The following is a 4,789-nucleotide window of genomic DNA, read 5'->3' as shown; positions in this document are numbered from 1 at the left end:
GGTGTCGTTACCCGCGCCGCCGTCCAGCCAGTCATTGCCAAGATTGCCGGTGATAACGTTGGCCAGCCCGTTACCGTTTCCGGTGAAGTTGCCGGTACCTTTGAACTGCAGGTCCTCGACATTGGCGCTCAGGTTGAAGTTCACCAGCGTCAAGACCGTATCCCTGCCTTCTGACACCTTTTCCGTCACCACGTCACCAGCATCAACGGCGTAGACGTCGTCGCCCAGACCACCCGCCAGAATATTAATCCCTTGATTCCCCGTCAGGACATTGTTCAGGGCATTTCCCGTGCCGTTGAGAGCCGCGCTTCCGGTCAGCACCAGATCCTCAAGGTGAGCGCCCATGACCAGCGATACCGAACTGATAACCGTGTCGACACCCTGTCCAACGCCCTCGACGATCTGATCGCCGGCATGGTCGACGACATAGGTATCGTTCCCCCATTCCCCCACCATCAGGTCGGCGCCTGAACCGCCATCGAAGTAGTCACTGCCCAGTCCGTACAACCGGTCGTCACCACCAAAGCCGAAAATATCACCGGATGTGATAATAGTGTCGGCAAACTCGCTGCCCCAGAATATCTCGATACCCGAGTAGCCATCCGCCCAGGCGTAGCCGTCACGTTCGCGGTTCAGGATATCCGTCGCCCAGTAATCCAGATAAATACCCGTTGGTGCGGTGCGATAGGACACTGTGTCCCGGCCCGCCCCTCCTACGACGTAATCGCCCCCGACACCGGCTTCAATGAAATCATCGCCGTCGCCGCCAAAGAGCTCGTAAGTGACCGGCTGACCATACTCGGAGAGCGTCGCGTTGTAACCGCTGATGATAAGGTCGTCACCGCCTTCGCCGGACAGGGAATTGCCGACTCCGGATCCGTAGATCGTGTCGGAAAAACCTGAGCCAAGAACACCTTCCATACCCGTGAGGATATCTCCCGTCGCCTCACCAGCGTTGGTACCCTGATTATCCAGATGGACAACAACGGCCGCCAAGGCGGAGCCGTAATCCGCGATATCGTACCAGCCATCCGCCGTGGCGCCCTCGCCGATGATACCGCCGTCCAACTGGTCGGCGCCGGCACCGCCGCGCAACACATCGACTCCGGAGCCTCCCGAAAGTTTGTCATCACCGTCGGACCCGATCAGCAGGTCATTGCCGCCGGCTCCCGCCAGACTGTTATTGCCGACAGTCCCAACGACCAGATTGTCCGACCCATTGCCGGTACCGGAAATATGGCCGACGCCGGTGAGGCGCAGATGCTCGATATAGCTGCCAAGGGTAAAGTCGACCGATGTGTAGACGACGTCATAGTTGCCGCCGTCGTCTACGCCGGCCGTCGCCTGTTCGCTGGCCACATCGGCGATATTGTCGACGTAATAGACATCGTTGCCGCCACCGCCGGACATAGTGTCGGCCCCTGCCCCGCCATTCAGAAGGTCACTGCCGCCACCGCCCAGCAAGGTCTCGTTGCCCCCCAGCCCCTCCAGAGTCTGACCGGGCGCCTCGCCACTGAAAGCCACGCGTTCAATAGGAGTGTACAGACCTCCGACGATACGGATACCGCCTTCCCATCCGGCATTATAGGTTCCGATTTTCACAAAGAGATCATCCCCCCTGACCACGATACGAAGATCGCTGGCCAACGCCGTGCCGTTGAACAGCAAGGTGTCCGTGCCGGCGGAATCCCTAAGACTGTCGCTGCCGGTCATCAACCCGACGCCTGAACTGTCGTGGATGGCCGACACGACATACGTGTCGTTGCCGTCGCCGCCGATGAGTTGATCGCTATCCGCACCGCCGATCAGCATGTCGTTGCCGCGGCCGCCCTCTAGAACATCCAGCCCCCCCAGGCCAGACAGCGTGTCGTTGCCGTCTCCGCCAATCAGCCGGTCGTCGCCGCCGGTCGTCAGCGGGTTTGCGGTATCGAAGACCAGGACCTCGGAAACGTTGTTGTCGTCGCCGCGGATAAGCGAGCGCGGAATGTAGCCTTCCAGCACGTTGACGGCGACAACTGAGCCATCAGATGAGAAGGACAGACCGAAGCCGCCCTCGCCCCCCGCGGAAGACAGGTCGTAGAGCAGCGTCCGCGTTTCGCCAGTGGCCGGATCGTAGACCCTAAGGTCCAGATGCCCCAGATTGGCGCCGGAAACGGTAGTATCCCAATCGACAAACGCGACCAGATGCGTATCGCCAACGAAAACCGGCGGATTGACTTCCAACATATAGTCCGTGATCGTGGCCGGTACTTTAGTGATGGCTCCCGTCGCAATATCCATGATGAAAATATTAGCGTCGCTGGAGGCGTCTTCGGGAATAAGGTTCGGCGTCTCGGCGACGAACAGCACTTTGGTGCCGTCGGAAGATACCTGTGGCGGCACCGGCGCCCAGGTGAGGCTGAAATAATCATCGCTGTGACCGATAAGTTGGACCTCGCCCGTCCACAGATTCTTCAGAAACATGTCAGTGCGAGACGACGACAGACCGTCACCGGTCAAGTTCGGCGTCACCCCGACATAGGTCATCCACTGGCCGTCGGCCGAAAGGGTGTACGAGGTTCCGCCGTGATAACCGTACTCGCCAGGCGGGGTTAGCAGCGTCGTCTCGCCAGTCGTCAGGTCGCGGGCGAAGACACCGAAGCGCCAGTTGAACCCGCTCTGATAATCGGACTCGTAATAAAGCGTGTTGCCATCGGCCGAAATATTGATGTTTCTAAAATTGCCTTCGCCCGGCGGTAAGCCATCGGGGTAGGTTGCAATCGTGGTCAAGACGCCTGTTGTCAAATCCTTGCGACAGACCGAATAGACCGAATCCAGATTGTTGTCGGCCGGCCAGTCCATGCGGATGAAATAGGCAGCCTTGCCGTCTGGCGAAAAGACATAAGACTTCCCGGCATTCAGCGGTGTGTCCATGACGATGCCGACACGGCCGCCGTTGCTGTCGGCATTGACCCGCGTGATCTCGCCGGTCGCCAGGTTGCGGATGAACAGGTCTTCCTCGACCGGCGGATTGTTGCCGTCGCCGGCGAAGTCGCCCGGAACGATGTCCGAAGCCATGCTGCGGAAAATTACCTGTGTGCCGTCCGGTGAGACCAAAGGCTTGGTCGAGTTGCCGTTGGCGAACCCGCCCTCCATGTCAAAGCTGACCAGTCGCGTATGCGCCTGATACGAGTTATCCCCTGTCAGGGCATCGTCATAAGCCGACCCGATCACTGCCTCGATCGAGCTCAGCGTATCGTTTCCGGCAGCGCCACTGCTGTTGGGAACCGTTGCGTTAAGGGTGACCGTCACCGCTCCCGGCGTTGCGGAATAATCCGCCGTATCCGTACCGATTCCGCCGAGCAGCGAATCGTTGCCGCCACCACCGCTCAGCAGGTCGTCGCCAGCCTTGCCTTGCAGCTCTTCCGCCGCTTCTGAACCGATCAGAACGTCATTGGCATTCGTGCCGTCAATCTCGATCATATGTCCCCCCAGTGTAAGAACGCCACCACCGTAAATTGCCGACTTGCTGGTTTCGCGCAAAAAACATATCGACGTCCAAGCGGTTTAGCAACCGCCGAAACAATCACAACTTCGCCGCGTGCGCCTCGACCAATTCGACGATATGGTCGATCATGCCGTCATTGGACAGCTTATGGTCCGGCTTGCCGCCCAGATAGACCATGCCCGATCCGGCGCCCCCGCCGGTGAAACCGACATCCGTATACAACGCCTCACCTGGCCCATTGACGACACAGCCGATGATCGACAGCGACATCGGCTTGGCGATATGGGCCAGGCGTTCTTCCAGCTTGGCCACCGTGTCGATGACGTTGAAGCCCTGACGGGCGCACGACGGGCAGGCGATGATATTGACGCCGCGGTGGCGCAGGCCCAGCGACTTCAGCAGGTCAAACCCGACCTTGATCTCTTCGACCGGATCCGCCGCCAGGCTGACCCGCACCGTATCGCCGATCCCGGCCCACAGCAGGTTGCCCAAACCGATCGCCGACTTGATGGTGCCGTTGCGCAGCGGCCCGGCCTCAGTCACGCCGATATGCAGCGGGCAGTCGATGGCGTCGGCCAAAGCCGTATAGGCAGCTACCGTCAGGAACACGTCCGACGCCTTCACCGAAATCTTGAATTCATGGAAATCGTGGTCGCGCAGGATGTTGGCGTGGAACAGGGCGCTTTCGACCATGGCCTCGGGGCACGGCTCGCCGTACTTTTCCATCAGGTCCTTTTCCAGCGAGCCGGCATTGACGCCGATGCGCATGGAACAGCCATAGTCCTTGGCCGCCTGGACGACTTCGCGGACGCGCGCAGCCGAGCCGATATTGCCGGGATTGATGCGCAGACAGGCCGCGCCGGCCTGGGCGGCCTCGATGGCGCGTTTGTAGTGGAAATGGATGTCAGCGACGATCGGTACATTGGATTGCTGGACGATCGCCTTCAGCGCCTGGGTCGACTCGACATCGGGACAGGAGACGCGGACGATGTCGGCCCCGGCCTCTTCCAGAGCGCGGATCTGCGCCATGGTGCCTTCGACATCGTGCGTCTTGGTGTTGGTCATCGACTGGACGGTGATCGGCGCATCGCCGCCGACGGCCACCTTGCCCACCATGATCTGCCGGCTCTTGCGCCTCTGGATCATCCGCCAGGGGCGCACGTGCCCAAGTTCTGAGGGGGTACGGTCGGAAGGGTGGTGGCTGTCCATGGGAATTCCAGATGACGCGGAGACGCGCCCGTTATATCAGGCCTGACGCCGCCTGTAACAACTGCCTGAAGAAAATTTGTCGCAGCTATTCGG

The 4,789-nt window shown here is 60.3% G+C and carries 1 protein-coding gene and 1 pseudogene; both read right to left on the bottom strand.

Going from position 1 to position 4,789, the window contains the following annotated elements; genetic code table 11:
• A pseudogene (locus ABI_RS08310) lies at window positions 1–3,462 on the bottom strand (hypothetical protein); the annotation flags it as partial.
• Window positions 3,463–3,565: 103 nt separating this feature from the next.
• A complete protein-coding gene (ispG, locus tag ABI_RS08305; protein ID WP_040308712.1) occupies window positions 3,566–4,696 on the bottom strand; it encodes a flavodoxin-dependent (E)-4-hydroxy-3-methylbut-2-enyl-diphosphate synthase in 1,131 nt (376 codons plus the stop codon).
• Window positions 4,697–4,789 lie beyond the last annotated feature (93 nt).

The sequence above is a fragment of the Asticcacaulis biprosthecium C19 genome, assembly GCF_000204015.1.
Lineage (GTDB): Bacteria > Pseudomonadota > Alphaproteobacteria > Caulobacterales > Caulobacteraceae > Asticcacaulis > Asticcacaulis biprosthecius.
The sequence above is the reverse complement of the archived record's forward strand: the minus strand, read 5'-3'. Positions and strand labels throughout refer to the sequence as shown.

Excerpts from the sequence above, each read along its gene's own strand:
- ispG (WP_040308712.1), bottom strand. The coding sequence starts at position 4,696 with ATGGACAGCCACCACCCTTCCGACCGTACCCCCTCAGAACTTGGGCAC.